Genomic DNA, 15,280 nt, shown 5'->3' with positions numbered 1-15,280 from the left:
GAAGAAGAGGAACCCGCGATGATTCCCTGCGAAGAAGAGATCCAGATCCGTGACATGGCGCGGCAGTTCGCCCAGGAACGGCTGAAACCGTTCGCCGCCGACTGGGACCGCGAGCACCGTTTCCCGGCCGAGGCGATCCGCGAGATGGCCGACCTCGGCTTCCTCGGCATGCTGGTGCCCGAGGAGTGGGGCGGCGCGCAGACCGGGCACCTGGCCTACGCCATGGCCCTCGAGGAGATCGCCGCTGGCGACGGCGCCTGCTCGACCATCATGAGCGTGCACAACTCGGTGGGCTGCATGCCGATCCACAAGTTCGGCAGCGCCGAGCAGAAGGAGCGCTTCCTCCGTCCGCTGGCCCAGGGTTCGATGCTCGGCGCCTTCGCCCTGACCGAGCCGCAGGCCGGTTCCGACGCGAGCTTCCTGAAGACCCGCGCCCGCCGCGACGGTGACCACTACGTGCTGAACGGTGCCAAGCAGTTCATCACTTCGGGCAGCCACGCGGGGATGGTGATCGTCTTCGCGGTCACCGATCCGGATGCCGGAAAGCGCGGCATCAGCGCGTTCATCGTGCCCACCGACACGCCCGGCTACGAGGTGGTGCGGATCGAGGACAAGCTCGGCCAGCACGCCTCGGACACCTGCCAGCTGGCCTTCAACGACCTGCGTATCCCGGCCACGCTGCGCCTGGGCGAGGAGGGCGAGGGCTACCGCATCGCCCTGGCCAACCTCGAAGGCGGCCGCATCGGCATCGCCGCCCAGGCGGTCGGCATGGCGCGCGCGGCGTTCGAGGCGGCGCGCGACTACGCCCATGAGCGGGAAACCTTCGGCAAGCCGATCATCGAGCACCAGGCGGTGGCCTTCCGCCTGGCCGACATGGCCACCCGCATCGCCGTGGCGCGGCAGATGGTCCACCACGCCGCCAGCCTGCGCGAAGCCGGCCTGCCGTGCCTGACCGAAGCCTCGATGGCCAAGCTGTTCGCCTCGGAGATGGCCGAGGAAGTCTGCTCCGCGGCGATCCAGACCCTCGGTGGCTATGGCTACCTCAAGGACTTCCCGGTGGAACGCATCTATCGGGACGTGCGGGTCTGCCAGATCTACGAGGGCACCAGCGACGTGCAGCGCCTGGTGATCGCGCGCAGCCTGTAGCGGCGACTATCCGTCGTTTCCGCAACGGCGCCTTCTCCCTTCAGGGAGAGGGCGCACTGAGGCACCTCGGAAGCAAATGCCCGAGCCTCGTTCGCCCTACGCCCCTTGGCAGGCGCTCACGCCGGCTGCGCCGCCTTGTTCTCGCGCGCGGTGACCTGCTGGCACAGCTCGATGATCTGCTCGCGCATCCAGCGGTTGGCCGGGTCCTGATCGGTGCTCTCGTGCCAGTACAGGTGGGTTTCCAGCTTCGGCACGTCGCTCACCGGCAGCACCGCGTAGTGCAGGTCGTGGTGACGGGCGAAGCGTTCCGGCACGGTCATCGCCATGTCGGTCTGCTGGACCACCGTGGAGGCCATCAGGTAGTGCTGCGAGCGCAGCGCGATCTTGCGCTGGATGCCCATCTTGCCCAGCGCCAGGTCGATGTAGCCGAGGCCGCTGCGGCGGCTGGAAATATGGATGTGGGTCAGGCCCAGGTAATCGTCCAGGGCCAGCTTCGGCTTGCCCGCCAGTGGGTGGCCGCGGCGCATGGCGCAGACGTAGCGGTCCTCCATCAGCTTGACGTGGCGCACCTGGGGATCGGTGTTCAGCGGCGCGTCGACGGCGAAGTCGAGGCGGCCGGCGGCGAGTTCCTTGGTGGTCTCGCGGCGCTTGGCGAGGAAGCTCTCGATATGCACGTTCGGCGCCAGGCGGCGCAAGCGCTGGAACAGCGGGGGGAGGATGACCGCTTCGGTGAGGTCGGTCATGCTGATGCGGTAGGTCTTGTTCGCCTGCTGCGGATCGAAGCTGCGGCTCTCCTGCACCGAAACCCGCAGCAACTGCAGCGCGTTGCGCACCGGGCCGATGATGTTCTGCGCCATAGGGGTCGGCACCATGCCTTGGGCGGTGCGCACGAACAGCGGGTCGTTGAAGGTCTCGCGCAGCCGGGAAAGGGCGTTGGATACGGCTGGCTGGGTGATGCCGACGATCTGCCCGGCGCGGGTCAGGTTGGCTTCGGTATAGATCGCATCGAACACGATGAACAGGTTCAGGTCGACTTTGTTCAGGTTCATGGCACTGGCTCCGCGACTTTTCTTGTTATTGGGGGCTTGGATGACCCCCATATGGATCATGAATGTTCATGGACGGAAAAAATAGACTGGGCAAATCTTAAGCCCTGTTCCGGCATCGTTACCAGCGCCTTTGTCCGATGCCTCGCCTGCCAACCCGTCAGAAGGTATCCCCCATGGATTTCGCCTATTCCCCCAAGGTCCAGGAGCTGCGTGAACGCGTCAGCGCGTTCATGGAAGCGCATGTCTATCCCGCCGAAGCCGTGTTCGAGCGCCAGGTCGCCGAGGGCGACCGCTGGCAGCCGACGGCGATCATGGAAGAGCTGAAGGCCAAGGCCAAGGCCGAAGGGCTGTGGAACCTGTTCCTGCCCGAGTCCGAGTACGGTGCCGGGCTGGCCAACCACGAATATGCGCCGCTGGCGGAAATCATGGGCCGTTCGCTGATCGGGCCGGAACCCTTCAACTGCGCCGCGCCGGATACCGGCAACATGGAGGTGCTGGTGCGCTACGGCAGCGAGGAGCAGAAGCGCACCTGGCTGGAACCGCTGCTGAGCGGCGAGATCCGCTCGGCCTTCGCCATGACCGAACCGGGCGTTGCCTCGTCCGACGCCACCAATATGGAGGCGCGCGCCGAGCGCCAGGGCGACGACTGGGTGATCAACGGGCGCAAGTGGTGGACTTCCGGCGCCTGCGATCCGCGCTGCAAGATCCTGATCTTCATGGGCCTGACCAACCCGGACGCGCCGCGCCACCAGCAGCACTCGATGATCCTGGTACCGGTCGACACCCCCGGGGTGAAGATCCTCCGCCCGCTGCCGGTGTTCGGCTACGACGACGCGCCGCATGGCCATGCCGAAGTGCTGTTCGAGAACGTGCGGGTGCCCTACGAGAACGTCATCCTCGGCGAGGGCCGCGGTTTCGAGATCGCCCAGGGGCGCCTCGGCCCGGGCCGCATCCACCACTGCATGCGCTCCATCGGCATGGCCGAACGCGCCCTCGAACTGATGTGCAAGCGCGCGGTCAGCCGTACCGCGTTCGGCAAGCCGCTGGCGCGCCTGGGCGGCAACATCGACCACATCGCCGACTCGCGGATGGAGATCAACATGGCGCGCCTGCTGACCCTGCAGGCCGCCTACATGATGGATACCGTGGGCAACAAGATCGCCCAGAGCGAAATCGCCCAGATCAAGGTGGTGGCGCCCAACGTGGCGTTGAAGGTGATCGACCGGGCGATCCAGATGCATGGTGGCGCCGGGGTTTCCAACGACTTCCCGCTGGCCTACTGGTACGCCATGCAGCGCACCCTGCGCCTGGCCGACGGTCCGGACGAGGTGCACCGCGCGGCGATCGGCAAGTTCGAGCTGGGCAAGTACGTGCCCAGGGAGATGCTGCGCAGCAGCCGCTGACGGCTGTGGTATACGGGAAAGGCCCGCGGATGCGGGCCTTTTTCATTCCGGGGACTCCGCCCCTTTTTCCTCGGCGTTGCGTTCCAGCTGCCACGCGCGACGGCTGTGCAGCAGGGCGGCGAACTCGCGGGCCGCCCGCTCGTTGCGGAAGCAGATCCCGCGCGTGCCGAGGCGGACCCGCCAGAAAGGTTCAGCGTGGGTGTCCAGACGTTCGATCCAGAGCGTGTTCGGCATTCGGTTCGGCCTTGTCCTCGACGGTGGCTTTCGGCGTGCGGGTCTTCAGCAGGGAGAGCAGGATGCCGCCCGCCAGCAGGCCGAAGGTTACGCCAAGCGAGAGGCCGGCGGGAATCTTGCCGATCACACCGTGGAGCATGATCTTCGTACCGATGAACACCAGCACCAGGGCCAGGGCGTATTTCAGGTAGACGAAGCGGTGGATCATCGCCGCCAGCGAGAAGTACAGGGCGCGCAGGCCGAGGATGGCGAAGATGTTCGAGGTGTAGACGATGAACGGGTCCTGGGTGATGGCGAAGATCGCCGGCACGCTGTCCACCGCGAACACCAGGTCGGCCAGCTCGATCAGCACCAGGGCGAAGAACAGCGGGGTGGCGTAGCGCACCAGCTTGCCGCTGGCGTCCGGCAGGCGGACGAAGAAGTGATGCTCGTGCAGTTCCTTGGTCACCCGCATGTGCTTGCGCAGGAAGCGCAGCACCGGGTTGTGCTCGAGGTCGGGTTCTTCCTCGTGCTTGTTGAACAGCATCTTCACGCCGCTGAACAGCAGGAAGGCGCCGAACACGTACATGATCCAGTCGAATTCCTTCACCAGCGCGGCGCCCAGGCCGATCATGATCGCCCGCAGGACGATGGCGCCGAGGATGCCCCAGAACAGCACCTGGTGCTGGTAGCGGCGGGGGATGCCGAAGAAACTGAAGATCATCGCCATGACGAACACGTTGTCCATCGATAGCGACTGTTCGACCAGGAAGCCGGTGTAGTACTCCACCGCGCTGGTGGGGCCGAAGGCGTACCAGACCCAGCCGCCGAAGGCCAGGCCGCAGGCGAAGTAGCCGGCGGACAGCAGCAGGCTTTCGCGCACGCCGATTTCGTGGTGGTCGCGTTGCAGCACGCCGAGGTCGAGGACCAGGAGAACGATGACGATGGCCAGGAAGGCCAGCCAGAACCAGGTAGCCGTACCGAGGAACGGTTCGGTGAGAAATGCATGCAGAGCTGCCATTGGGCCCCCTCGCTTCGAATTGTCGGATGGTCATGTGACTCCGACATGGCGGCAATTGCTTACCGTCAGAGGGGCCCGCAGTCACTCGGAAAAAATAAACCAGGCTCCGGGCGCCGGCAAAACGGCGAGGTTACAAAGTGCTACAGCGTTCAGTAGACCCAGACTTCCACCCGCCGGTTCTTCTGTCGGCCCAGTTCCTGGTCGTTGCTGGCGACCGGCAACTCGTCGCCGAAGCCGGCGATCTCGCGGAAACTCACGCCGCCGCGGGCCAGTTCGCGGCGCACGGCCATGGCGCGCAGGCGCGAAAGCAGGACCGAGCGCTCGGCGTCGGACTTGGGATCGCCGAAGCCCACCAGCACGGTGCGCTCCTGCAACTTCCGATTTTGCCGCAGGTAGTCCAGCAAACGCTGTACGTCGAGCAGTGCCTTGTTGTCGAGCAGCGCGCTGCCTTCCTGGAAGCGGAAGTTCACCGTCAGGCGCCGCGCCTGTTCCGCGAGCTTGCGGTATTCGGCGGGCATCTGCGGGCGCGGTGCGATCTGCACCGCCTGGATCTTCTGCGCGACGAAGCCGCTGCGGGTGACGATCGCCTGGCCGCGCGGGCCCTGGGCGAAACGTACCAGGGCCTGGGCCCAGGGGTTCTTCTCGCCGGGCTTCAGGTAGAGGAACAGGCGGCGCGACAGCGGATAGTCCTCGGTGGCGATCAGGCTTTCCTGGGGCGCCATCGGCAGCGATTCGCCGTCGGCGATGGCCAAGGCGCGGGCCCGGCCCACCGACGCGATGCCGACGAAGCCGATGGCGTGCGGATCGGCGCTCACCGCGGCCGCCAGCCGATCGTTGGATTCGAAGCGGCGGGCGTCGCTGGCCAGGCTTTTGCCGTGACTGGCCAGCACCAGTTCCTTGAAGGTGTCGTAGGTGCCGGACTGCTCGTCGCGAGCGTACAGGCGGATGGCGCCGCCCTTGCCGCCCAGTTCTTCCCAGGTACGCACCTCGCCGGCGAACACCGCCGCCAGTTGCGCGGTGTCCAGCGAGGCCAGCGGGTTGTCCGGATGCAGGATGATCGCCAGTCCGTCGATGGCGATCACCTGCTCGGCATATGGGCTGCGCAGGTCGCCGAAGCCGGCCAGGGCGCGAACTTCGCTGTCCTTGACGGGACGCGAGGCCGCGGCGAGTTCGGCGTGGCGTTCGAGGAGGGCGGTGAAGCCGGTGCTCGAACCGTGGGCGGATAGCTCCACCCTCACCAGGCGGCCGTCGCGGCTCTTGCCGAGCAGATGGAGTTCGTTTTCCCGTTCTCCGGGGGTACGGCGGATATCCTCCAGGCCTTCCTCTTCCATCAGGCCCTCGACCAGGGCCGGCAGGAGCTTCGCGCCGATGGTGTTGGAACCCTGGATGCGCAGCGCCGGCGTGTCGTCCGTGGGGATCGGCAAGGGGGCGGCGAATACCGACCAGGGGAAGGCATAACAGAGGAATCCGAGGAAAACCAGGCTCAGGGTACGGCTCCAGAGGTCTTTGTCACTGGCGCGCTGGCGGTGTGGCATCGCGGGCATCGTCTTCTATGGGGGAAGGGATTTGCCGGCGAGATTAAGTCAGACGGGTGACGCTAAGGTTACAGCGTTGGGGAATCATGGCCCTGCGCCATTGTCTCGGTCAGGAAGTCGAGAAACACCCGGGTCTTGCCGGCCAGTTGGCGCGATGGATAGACCGCGTGGATCGCCGTCTCGTCGGCCTTCCAGTCAGCCAGCAATTCAACCAGGCGGCCTTCGGCCAGTTCCGCCTGTACGTACAGCCGTGGGATCAGGCTCAAGCCGAAGCCGGCGAGCAGGGCATCGCGCACCGCCAGGCTGGAGGACACCCGGTAACGGCCGGCGATAGGCACCGCTATGCACTCGCGGTCCTTGCGGAAGGTCCAGCGGTCGGCATGGCCAGAGAGGCTGAAGCGGATGCACTCGTGTTCGCGCAGGGCCTCCGGCCGCAGCGGCTGGCCATGCTGACTGAGGTAGGCCGGCGCCGCGCAGAGCACGTGCTCCAGGACCAGCAGCGGGCGGGCGACCAGGCCGGAGTCCGCAACCCGGTCGCTACCACGCAGGGCCAGGTCGATGCCTTCGGCGATCAGGTCCTGGCGGCCGTCCTGCAGGAGCAGTTCCAGGCGCAGCTCCGGATAACGCTGGAGAAAAGCCGGAATGGCCGGGGTCAGGCAGGTGAGGGCGAGGGTCAGCGGGGCGCTGACCCGCAGCAGGCCGCTGGGGCCCTGCTGCATCGAAGTGAGCGCGGCGTCGGCGGCCTCGAGGTCGTCGAGGATGCGCTCCAGGCGCTGCCGGTAGACTTCGCCGGCCTCGGTCAGGCTCATGCTGCGGGTGGTGCGATTGATCAGGCGCACCTTGAGGTGCGCTTCCAGCTCGGCGACGTTCTTGCTCACGGCGGCCGGCGAGAGATTCATCTGCCGGGCCGCGGCGGCGAAGCCGCCATTCGCGGCCACGGCGCGGAAGACCTTGAGAGCGGTGAGGTGATCCACGGGGATAATTCACTGTCAGTAATCAATGAATCAGGGATTAAACCATTATCAACCCGAGGTGTGCTGGCTAAAGTCTTGCCATAGTCCACGGTCCAAAAGGTGAATGACCATGCAACCCTTCGTCGTCGAACGTCTCGATCACATCGTCCTGCGGGTCCGCGACCTGGAACGCAGCATCGCGTTCTATCGCGATGTCCTCGGTTGCGTGGTGGTGAAGTGGCGCGACGACCTGGAGCTGGCCCATCTGCGCCTGGGCACGTCGATGCTCGATCTGGTCGCGGTGTCCGGGGCGCTCGGCCGGGAGGGCGGTGCGGCTCCGGGTGGGGAAGGGCGAAACGTCGACCATTTCTGCGTGCGCATCGAGCCGTTCGACGAGGCCGCGCTGGTCGCCCATCTCGAGGGGTTCGGCCTGGTCCCGCAGGTTCCCGCGGAAATCCGCTTCGGCGCCGAGGGCGACGGCTGGTCGCTGTACTTCTTCGACCCGGATGGCAATCGAGTGGAGCTGAAGGGGCCGCGGGTGGACAGTCCTGCCTGAGGGAAAGGTCGCGCGCCGGATAGGGGGGAGGCGTCGGCGAGATCGCCCGGACCAGGTAGCGATCGCCTGAAGGCTCATCCGGGGATGAGCCTTTTCCTTGGGCTGAGCCTCAGGCCAGTTCCAGCCAGATCGGGGCGTGATCGGAGGGTTTCTCCATGCTGCGCAGGTCGTAGTCGATGCCGGCGTCCTTGAAGCGCGACTGCAGCACCCGGCTGGCCAGGATCACATCGATGCGCAGGCCGCGCTTGGGGTTGTCCTCGAAGCCACGGCTGCGGTAGTCGAACCAGCTGAAGCGGTCGTTCACCTCCGGATTCAGGGCCCGGAAGCTGTCGACCAGGCCCCAGTTCTTCAAGGTAGCCAGCCATTCGCGCTCTTCCGGCAGGAAGCTGCACTTGCCGGTCTTCAGCCAGCGCTTGCGGTTTTCCTCGCCAATGCCGATGTCGCAGTCCTCCGGCGAGATATTGATGTCGCCCATCACCACCAGGGCCTGCTCGGGCTTGAAGCTGTTCTCCAGCAGCGACTGGAGATCGGCGTAGAAGCGCTGCTTGGCCGGGAACTTGGTCGGATGCTCGCGGTTCTCGCCTTGCGGGAAGTAACCGTTCATCACGGTGATCGGGTTGCCCTGGGCGTCGCTGAAGGTGCCCCAGATGAAGCGCCGCTGGGATTCCTCGCCGTCGCTCGGGAAGCCGCGATGCAGTTCCAGGGGCGCCTGGCGGGAGAGCAGGGCGACGCCGTAGTGGCCTTTCTGCCCGTGGTAGTGGACGTGGTAGCCGAGCGCCTCGATCTCGGCCTGGGGAAACTGGTCGTCGGCGACCTTGGTTTCCTGCAGCCCGATCACGTCGGGCTGGTGCCGCTCGATCAGCGCCGCCAACTGGTGCGGCCGGGCGCGCAGACCGTTGATATTGAAAGAGACGATTTTCATGGTGGGCGTCCTGGCAAAAACAGGAATGCTAGCCCAGCCGGGGGATGCCTGGCGACCCTGGAGGCGCTGTGCTAGTGTCCGCCGGGTACCCGATGGCTGTGTGGCTTGGCGCCTTGCCGGCCCTGTGGTCTGCCGCGGACGGGGATGGCCAGGCCATCCGCTCGACCAATCGCCGTGGCGAAGCGTGCGTGTCGCTGCGCCTGCGGCCGACAAGGAATGCGTTCCATGCCTGATCAGGTCTCCGATGTCCGTCTGCTCGACGACGGCTATAGCCGCGAAGTCCGCTCGCTTTTCTACCACGCCTACCGCCACGAACCGACCTTCGCCTACCTGATGGATGCGCAGCGCGCCGGCTACGACCAGCGCGTGCGTGCCTGCGTCCGGGAGATGGTCGAGCGCCATCTGGGCGAAGAGTTGCCGGCCATCGGCCTGTTCATCGACGATCGGCTGGTCGCGGCGGCCCTGATCACGCCGCCGCAGCGGCGCCTGGATATCACCGAGAGCTGGAGCTGGCGCCTGCGCATGCTGTTCAGCGTCGGCCTGGCCGCGACCCGGCGCTACCTGGATTACCAGCGGGCGGTGCAGGCCTGCCTGCCGGTCGGCCCCCACCACCAGTTGCCGATGCTCGGCGTGCATCCCGAGTACCAGGGCAGGCAGATCGGCGAGCAGTTGCTGGCCGCCGTGCAGCGCTGGTGCGCCGAGGACTCCGCTTCGCAGGGGCTGGTCCTGGATACCGGCAATGCGCGCTACCTGGACTTCTACCAGCGGCACGGCTACCGCGAGATCGGCGAGGTGACGCTGGGAGCGGTGCGCGAGCACGTCCTCCTGCATCCTGGCGAGACGCCGGCGGCGACCTGAGCGTTCCCCCGGACGCGCGAGAAAAGCCATGCCTGTCAGGCGCTTGGCGTCATAAAACCCGAATGTCAGGAGGTGGTCGGCGGCGTCCGCGCAAATCTGGACGCGCGCCACCCGCCTGCGTAGCATCCGCGCCATGAGACTGACTCAAGGATTGTTCCGGTTCCCGCTGGCCGGGCTGCTGTGCCTGAGTACGGCCGCCTTCGCGGAGAGCCAGCTTAGCGTGCGCGTCACCCCCGCCAATGCCGCCCTGAAGGCCAATATCGAGGCCTATGTGGGTAGCCTCGGCGAGCGGGACGAGGCGGCGTTGCAACGTTTCCGCCGCAATGCCGAGGCACAGGCGGAAAAGGCGGCCCAGGCGCTCGGCTACTTCCAGGCGCAGATCGACAGCGAGGTGAAGGACGGCAAGCCGCCGAAGCTCACGCTCAAGGTAGTGCCCGGCGAGCCCGTGCGCCTGCGCCAGGTGAATATCCAGGTGCTCGGCGAGGCCGCCAGCCTGGAGAGCTTCCGCTTGCCGTCGGGCAAGCAGCTGAAACCGGGCGCGAAGCTGAACCAGGGCGTCTACGAGGACGCCAAGCGGCTGATCCAGAACCAGGCCTCGCGCTACGGCTTCTTCCAGGGCCGCTTCAGCACCCAGCGCCTGAGCATCGATCCGCGCGCCGGCATCGCCGACATCGACTTGGTCTACGACAGCGGCCAGCGCTACACCTTCGGCAAGGTGAGCTTCGACGGCGACTCGATCATCGAGGAAGAACTGTTGCGCCGCATGGTGCCGTTCAAGGCCGGCCAACCCTATGACTCCGAACTGATCGCCGAACTCAACCAGAACCTGCAATCCAGCGGCTACTTCGAGGGCGTGCGGGTCGACGCCGCGCCGACCCAGGCGCAGGCCGACGGCGCGCGCCAGGCGATCCCGGTAGCGGTCCGGCTGGAGGCGCGCAAGCCCCGGACCATGGGCGTCGGCCTCGGTTTCTCGACCGACGTCGGGGCGCGCGCGAGGTTCAACTGGACCCGCCATTGGGTGAATGCCGAAGGACATAGCCTGGGATTCGAGTCGGAAATCTCCGCACCACGGCAGAACGTCGGCGCCTGGTACGAGATTCCCCTCGATCCGCCGCTCACCGACAAGCTGCGCTTCACCAGCGGCTACCAGTTCGAAGACCTGGTGGACACCGAGAGCAAGCTGCTGACCCTTGGCGGCGAATGGCACAGCAAGCGGCCCGATGGTTGGCAGCGGGTGGTTTCGCTGAACTGGATGCGCGAGGAGTACAAGCTGGGCGACGACTCCGGGCTGAGCAGCTTCCTGATGCCGGGGATCGGCTACTCGCTGCTGGAGACCGACAACAAGGTCGACCCCAGCCATGGCTACCGCCTGCAGTTCAACGTCAAGGGGGCAAAGGAAGGCCTGCTGGCCGACGCCGACGTCCTCCATGTCGACGCCATGGCCAAGGGCCTGACCAGCTTTGCCGGCGGCCATCGCCTGCTCGGCCGCCTGCAGGTAGGCGGAATCGCCACCAACGACTACAAGTCGATCCCGCCCTCGCTGCGCTTCTTCGCTGGCGGCGACCAGAGCGTGCGTGGCTACGACTACCGGACGCTGTCGCCGGAGAATTCCGATGGCGACAAGATCGGCGGCCGCTACATGATCGCCGGCAGCGTCGAGTATCAATATCCGCTGGCCGAGCGCTGGCGCCTGGCGACCTTCGTCGACCAGGGCAACGCCTTCAACTCGCTGGACTTCCCGTCGATCAAGACCGGGGTCGGCTTCGGCGTGCGCTGGGTCTCGCCGGTCGGCCCGTTGCGCCTCGACCTGGCCCATGCGCTCGACGACGACGGCGGTTTCCGCCTGCACTTCTCCATGGGGCCAGAACTGTGAAGGCGCTGAAGATCACCTTGCTGGCCATAGTCGGGCTGCTCCTCGCGCTGCTCCTGGGACTCGCTGCGCTGCTCGGCACCCAGACCGGCAGCGCCTGGCTGCTCGGCCGCGTGCCGGGCCTGCAGGTCAGCGGCTTCGAGGGTCGCCTCGGTGGCGCCTGGCAGGCACAGCGGCTGTCCTGGGCGCAGGACGGTACGCAACTGGTCGTCGAGCGGCCTGAACTGCGCTGGTCGCCGGCCTGCCTGGCGGGGCTGCGCCTGTGCCTGCAGCGGGTGGCCGCCGAACGGGTCGCGCTGGACCTGCCGCCGAGCGGCGACAGCGCCGGCAGCGGGCCGATCAGCCTGCCGACGCTGAAACTGCCGCTGAGCATCGAACTCGGCGAAGTGGCGGTCGGCAGCTTCCTGCTCGACGGCAACCAGCAGGTCGCCGAACTCAAGCTGGCGGCCCATTGGCTGGCCGATGGCCTGCACATCGACTCGCTGACGGCGCGGGGCTTCGGCCTGGACCTGGCGCTCCAGGGGCGCTTGCAGCCGAGCGGCGACTGGCCCTTGCAGGCCGAAGCCACGCTCGGCCTGCCCGCTCCCGAAGGCAAGCCGTGGAAGCTGGCCGTCCAGGTCGGCGGTGAACTGCAGAAGGCGCTGACCCTGAAAGGCCGCAGCAGCGGTTACCTGGACGGCAGCCTGGAAGGACAGTTGCAGGCGCTGGCGGAAAACCTGCCGGCACGATTGCTGATCCGCGCCGACGGTTTCAAGGGGGCGGCCGGACTACCGGACACCTTGACCCTGAACGCCATCCAGCTCGATGCCGGCGGCGATCTCAAGAACGGTTACCTTATCCGCGGCGGCGCCAGCCTGCCGGGCGAGGGTGGGGCGGTGGCGTTGAGCCTGGACGGGCGGGTCGACGCCCAGGGCGCGGATATCCGCCAACTGCGCCTGGACGCTGGCGGCGAGCAGCGCCTGGAGCTGGTCGGACGCCTGGACTGGCGCGAAAGCCTGGCCGCCGACGCGACCCTGGACTGGAAGGATTTCCCCTGGCTGCGCCTGTATCCGCTGGCGGAGCCGCCGCCGGTGACGCTGAAGACCTTCAAGGCGGAAGTGCATTACCAGGACCAGCGCTACCTGGGCAATTTCAGCGCGGCGGCGAGCGGTCCGGCGGGCGACTTCACGCTGGCCAGCCCGGTGTCCGGCGACCTCGTCCAGCTCAACCTGCCGTCGCTGCAGCTCCGCGCCGGGCAAGGCCAGGCCGAGGGGCGGGTGACGTTGCGTTTCGACAATGGCGTGGCTTGGGATACCGCCCTGCAGCTCAGCGAACTGAACCCGGCTTACTGGGTCGCCGAGCTGCCGGGTTCACTGGCCGGTCCCTTGCGTAGCCAGGGAAGTGTTCGCGACGAGCGGCTGGCGTTGGGCGTGGATCTCGACGTCAAGGGCCGCCTGCGCGGCCAGCCGGCGCTATTCCAGGCGCGCGCCGAAGGCGAGGGGCAGCGCTGGACGCTGGGCAACCTCGACCTGCGCCTGGGGGATAACAAGGTTCAGGGCAGCGGGGCGCTCGACCAGCGCCTGCAAGGCCGCCTGGACATCGCCCTGAACCGTCTCGGCCAGCTTTGGCCGCAACTCTTCGGTCGCCTCGACGGACGCCTCGACCTGGCTGGCAGCCTCGCGGCGCCGCAAGGCAGGCTGAACCTCAAGGGACAGCAGATCGCCTACGCCGAGCAGTGCATCGCCGGCCTCGACCTGCAGGCGAACCTCGATGCCCGGCAGAATGGCACCCTGGCGCTGGTCGCTTCCGGCCTGCGCAGCGGCGAAACCGATCTCGGCCTGTTCAAGGCCAATGCCCGCGGCGACCAACGCCGCCAGCAACTGGAACTGGACCTGCAAGGTGCCTTGCTCAAGCTCGGCCTGGCCTTCGACGGGCAACTGGAGCGCGGCAACTGGCGCGGTCGCCTGGCGCGCGGCGAGTTGAGCAGTGGCGGCCAGGACTGGAAGCTACAGCAGCCGGCGCGCCTGGAGCGGTTGGCCGACGGCAGGGTCAATTTCGGCGCACATTGCTGGGTATCCGGCGCCGCCAGCCTCTGCGGCGGCGAGCAGCGCCTGCTGCCCGAGCCGCGGCTGCGCTACACCCTGCGCGACTTCCCGCTGGACAGCCTGAAGCAATGGTTCCCCGAGGACTTCGCCTGGCAGGGCAAGCTGAACGGCGACCTGCAACTGGACGTTCCGGCCCGCGGCCCGAGCGGCGTGGTCAGCCTGGACGCCGGCAGCGGTACGCTGCGCCTGCGCGACCAGGGCCAGTGGGTCGACGTCGGCTACGACAGCCTGCGCCTGGAGAGCCGGTTGGCGCCCAACCGCGTCGATACCTCCCTCGACTTCCGCGGACCGAAGCTCGGCGAGTTGCGGGTGCAGGCGCAGATCGACCCGCGCCCGGCGAGCAAGCCGCTGAGCGGCGAGTTCAGCCTGGCCGGCCTCGACCTGTCGCTGGCGCGCCCGTTCGTGCCGATGGTGGAGAAACTGCAAGGCAGGCTGAACGGCAGCGGCCGGCTGTCCGGCGGCCTGCTGGCGCCGCGGGTCGACGGACGGGTGACGCTGAGCGACGGCAACATTGGCGGCGGCGAGCTGCCGACCAGCTTCGAGAACCTTTCCCTCGACGCTCGCATCGCTGGCGAAAGCCTGGAACTCGGCGGCGGCTGGCGCAGCGGCAGGTACGGCCAGGGCAGCCTGTCCGGCAACCTGAGCTGGGGCGACGCGCTGAACGTCGCCCTGAACATCCGTGGCAACCGCCTGCCGGTGGTGGTCGATCCCTATGCGCAACTGGAGGTGGAACCGGACCTGAAGATCGGCATGGCCGGCCAGGAGCTGGCGATCTCCGGCAAGGTCCTGGTGCCGCGTGGCGACATCACCATCCGCCAGTTGCCGCCATCCACGGTCAAGGTCTCCGACGACGCGGTGATCGTCGGCTCCGAGCAGCCCGAGCAGCGGCCGCTGAAGATGAAGATGGACATCGATGTCGAGGTCGGCCAGGACAAGCTGGCGTTCTCCGGCTTCGGCCTCAGCGCCGAACTGGCCGGCCACCTGCACATCGGCGACAACCTGGATACCCGCGGCGAGCTGAACCTGAACAAGGGCCGCTATCGTGCCTACGGCCAGCGCCTGACGATCCGTAGGGCGCGGCTGTTCTTCGCCGGACCGATCGACCAGCCGTACCTGGATATCGAGGCGATCCGCCGGGTCGACGACGTGGTCGCCGGCCTGCGCCTGACCGGCAGCGCCGAGCAGCCGACCAGCGCGGTATTCTCCGAACCGGCGATGAGCCAGGAGCAGGCGCTGTCCTACCTGGTGCTGGGGCGGCCGATGAGCACCGGCGAAGACAGCAACATGCTCGGCGAGGCGGCCCTGGCCCTGGGCCTGGCCGGTAGCGCACCGCTCACCGGGGAAATCGCCAAGCAGCTCGGCATCCAGGACTTCCAGCTGGACACCGAGGGCACCGGCAACAGCACCAGCGTGGTCGCCAGCGGGAATATCACCGACAAGCTCAGCCTGCGCTATGGTGTTGGAGTGTTCGAACCGGCAAATACCATCGCCTTGCGCTACCAGTTGACCAAACGCCTCTATCTCGAAGCGGCGAGCGGCCTGGCCAGTTCGCTGGACCTGTTCTTCAAGCGCGATTTCTGACGGATGCGCTGATACGGACCATGCGTAACGCATAAAAGTGTGTCACTTTTAGCGGCGCATCGACGTCGTAGAATGGAGCGGGCGCCGAC

The 15,280-nt window shown here is 67.1% G+C and carries 12 protein-coding genes; 6 read left to right on the top strand and 6 right to left on the bottom strand.

Going from position 1 to position 15,280, the window contains the following annotated elements; translation table 11 throughout:
* Positions 1-18 precede the first annotated feature (18 nt).
* A complete protein-coding gene (locus HMPREF3014_RS12945) occupies positions 19-1,146 on the top strand; it encodes an acyl-CoA dehydrogenase family protein (protein ID WP_003090001.1) in 1,128 nt (375 codons plus the stop codon).
* Between the two features lie 116 nt (positions 1,147-1,262).
* Here HMPREF3014_RS12945 and HMPREF3014_RS12940 read toward each other — a convergent pair whose 3' ends face one another.
* A complete protein-coding gene (locus HMPREF3014_RS12940) occupies positions 1,263-2,195 on the bottom strand; it encodes a LysR family transcriptional regulator (RefSeq protein WP_003090000.1) in 933 nt (310 codons plus the stop codon).
* 173 nt (positions 2,196-2,368) lie between these two features.
* Between HMPREF3014_RS12940 and HMPREF3014_RS12935 the strand changes: the two genes are divergently transcribed.
* Positions 2,369-3,598, top strand: a complete 1,230-nt coding sequence (locus HMPREF3014_RS12935) for an acyl-CoA dehydrogenase (protein WP_003089998.1) — start codon at positions 2,369-2,371, stop codon at positions 3,596-3,598.
* A 42-nt stretch (positions 3,599-3,640) separates the two neighbouring features.
* Here the strand turns inward: HMPREF3014_RS12935 and HMPREF3014_RS12930 are convergent, their stop codons facing one another.
* The 4 genes from HMPREF3014_RS12930 to HMPREF3014_RS12915 form a co-directional block, all read right to left on the bottom strand.
* Positions 3,641-3,832: a hypothetical protein gene (locus HMPREF3014_RS12930; protein WP_003160407.1), complete on the bottom strand. Its 192-nt coding sequence runs from the start codon at positions 3,830-3,832 to the stop codon at positions 3,641-3,643.
* Positions 3,789-4,832: a TerC family protein gene (locus HMPREF3014_RS12925; protein WP_004350010.1), complete on the bottom strand. Its 1,044-nt coding sequence runs from the start codon at positions 4,830-4,832 to the stop codon at positions 3,789-3,791. Before HMPREF3014_RS12925 ends, HMPREF3014_RS12930 begins: the two co-directional genes overlap by 44 nt.
* Positions 4,833-4,981: 149 nt before the next feature.
* Positions 4,982-6,376, bottom strand: a complete 1,395-nt coding sequence (locus HMPREF3014_RS12920) for a substrate-binding domain-containing protein (RefSeq protein WP_003160406.1) — start codon at positions 6,374-6,376, stop codon at positions 4,982-4,984.
* A 59-nt stretch (positions 6,377-6,435) separates the two neighbouring features.
* Entirely contained in the window at positions 6,436-7,350 is a 915-nt protein-coding gene (locus tag HMPREF3014_RS12915) for a LysR family transcriptional regulator (RefSeq protein WP_077143957.1), read from the bottom strand.
* A gap of 94 nt (positions 7,351-7,444) precedes the next feature.
* Between HMPREF3014_RS12915 and HMPREF3014_RS12910 the strand changes: the two genes are divergently transcribed.
* Positions 7,445-7,876 (top strand): VOC family protein, encoded by a 432-nt coding sequence (locus HMPREF3014_RS12910; protein ID WP_009876549.1) that lies wholly within the window; start codon positions 7,445-7,447, stop codon positions 7,874-7,876.
* 109 nt (positions 7,877-7,985) lie between these two features.
* Here HMPREF3014_RS12910 and xthA read toward each other — a convergent pair whose 3' ends face one another.
* A complete protein-coding gene (xthA, locus tag HMPREF3014_RS12905) occupies positions 7,986-8,798 on the bottom strand; it encodes an exodeoxyribonuclease III (protein WP_009876548.1) in 813 nt (270 codons plus the stop codon).
* 144 nt (positions 8,799-8,942) lie between these two features.
* On the opposite strand from xthA, the gene HMPREF3014_RS12900 reads away from it, so the two are divergent.
* The 3 genes from HMPREF3014_RS12900 to HMPREF3014_RS12890 all read left to right on the top strand — a co-directional run bounded on the left by HMPREF3014_RS12900 (position 8,943) and on the right by HMPREF3014_RS12890 (position 15,191).
* Positions 8,943-9,656 (top strand): GNAT family N-acetyltransferase, encoded by a 714-nt coding sequence (locus tag HMPREF3014_RS12900; RefSeq protein WP_012614087.1) that lies wholly within the window; start codon positions 8,943-8,945, stop codon positions 9,654-9,656.
* Between the two features lie 133 nt (positions 9,657-9,789).
* A complete protein-coding gene (locus tag HMPREF3014_RS12895) occupies positions 9,790-11,529 on the top strand; it encodes an autotransporter assembly complex protein TamA (protein WP_004343881.1) in 1,740 nt (579 codons plus the stop codon).
* Positions 11,526-15,191: a translocation/assembly module TamB domain-containing protein gene (locus HMPREF3014_RS12890; RefSeq protein WP_023087451.1), complete on the top strand. Its 3,666-nt coding sequence runs from the start codon at positions 11,526-11,528 to the stop codon at positions 15,189-15,191. The genes HMPREF3014_RS12895 and HMPREF3014_RS12890 overlap by 4 nt, the downstream gene beginning before the upstream one ends.
* Positions 15,192-15,280: the final 89 nt, after the last annotated feature.

The sequence above is a fragment of the Pseudomonas sp. HMSC065H01 genome (assembly GCF_001815235.1).
Taxonomy (GTDB): Bacteria; Pseudomonadota; Gammaproteobacteria; order Pseudomonadales; family Pseudomonadaceae; genus Pseudomonas; species Pseudomonas aeruginosa.
Note: the sequence above shows the minus strand (reverse complement) of the source record. Positions and strands in the feature narration are given on the sequence as shown.

What these genes read in the sequence shown, in the direction of transcription:
- HMPREF3014_RS12925 (WP_004350010.1), bottom strand. Translation starts at nt 4,832, where the DNA reads ATGGCAGCTCTGCATGCATTTCTCACCGAACCGTTCCTCGGTACGGCT.
- xthA (WP_009876548.1), bottom strand. Translation starts at nt 8,798, where the DNA reads ATGAAAATCGTCTCTTTCAATATCAACGGTCTGCGCGCCCGGCCGCAC.
- HMPREF3014_RS12910 (WP_009876549.1), top strand. Translation starts at nt 7,445, where the DNA reads ATGACCATGCAACCCTTCGTCGTCGAACGTCTCGATCACATCGTCCTG.
- HMPREF3014_RS12920 (WP_003160406.1), bottom strand. Translation starts at nt 6,376, where the DNA reads ATGCCCGCGATGCCACACCGCCAGCGCGCCAGTGACAAAGACCTCTGG.
- HMPREF3014_RS12900 (WP_012614087.1), top strand. Translation starts at nt 8,943, where the DNA reads ATGGCCAGGCCATCCGCTCGACCAATCGCCGTGGCGAAGCGTGCGTGT.
- HMPREF3014_RS12940 (WP_003090000.1), bottom strand. Translation starts at nt 2,195, where the DNA reads ATGAACCTGAACAAAGTCGACCTGAACCTGTTCATCGTGTTCGATGCG.
- HMPREF3014_RS12895 (WP_004343881.1), top strand. Translation starts at nt 9,790, where the DNA reads ATGAGACTGACTCAAGGATTGTTCCGGTTCCCGCTGGCCGGGCTGCTG.
- HMPREF3014_RS12935 (WP_003089998.1), top strand. Translation starts at nt 2,369, where the DNA reads ATGGATTTCGCCTATTCCCCCAAGGTCCAGGAGCTGCGTGAACGCGTC.
- HMPREF3014_RS12930 (WP_003160407.1), bottom strand. Translation starts at nt 3,832, where the DNA reads ATGCCGAACACGCTCTGGATCGAACGTCTGGACACCCACGCTGAACCT.
- HMPREF3014_RS12945 (WP_003090001.1), top strand. Translation starts at nt 19, where the DNA reads ATGATTCCCTGCGAAGAAGAGATCCAGATCCGTGACATGGCGCGGCAG.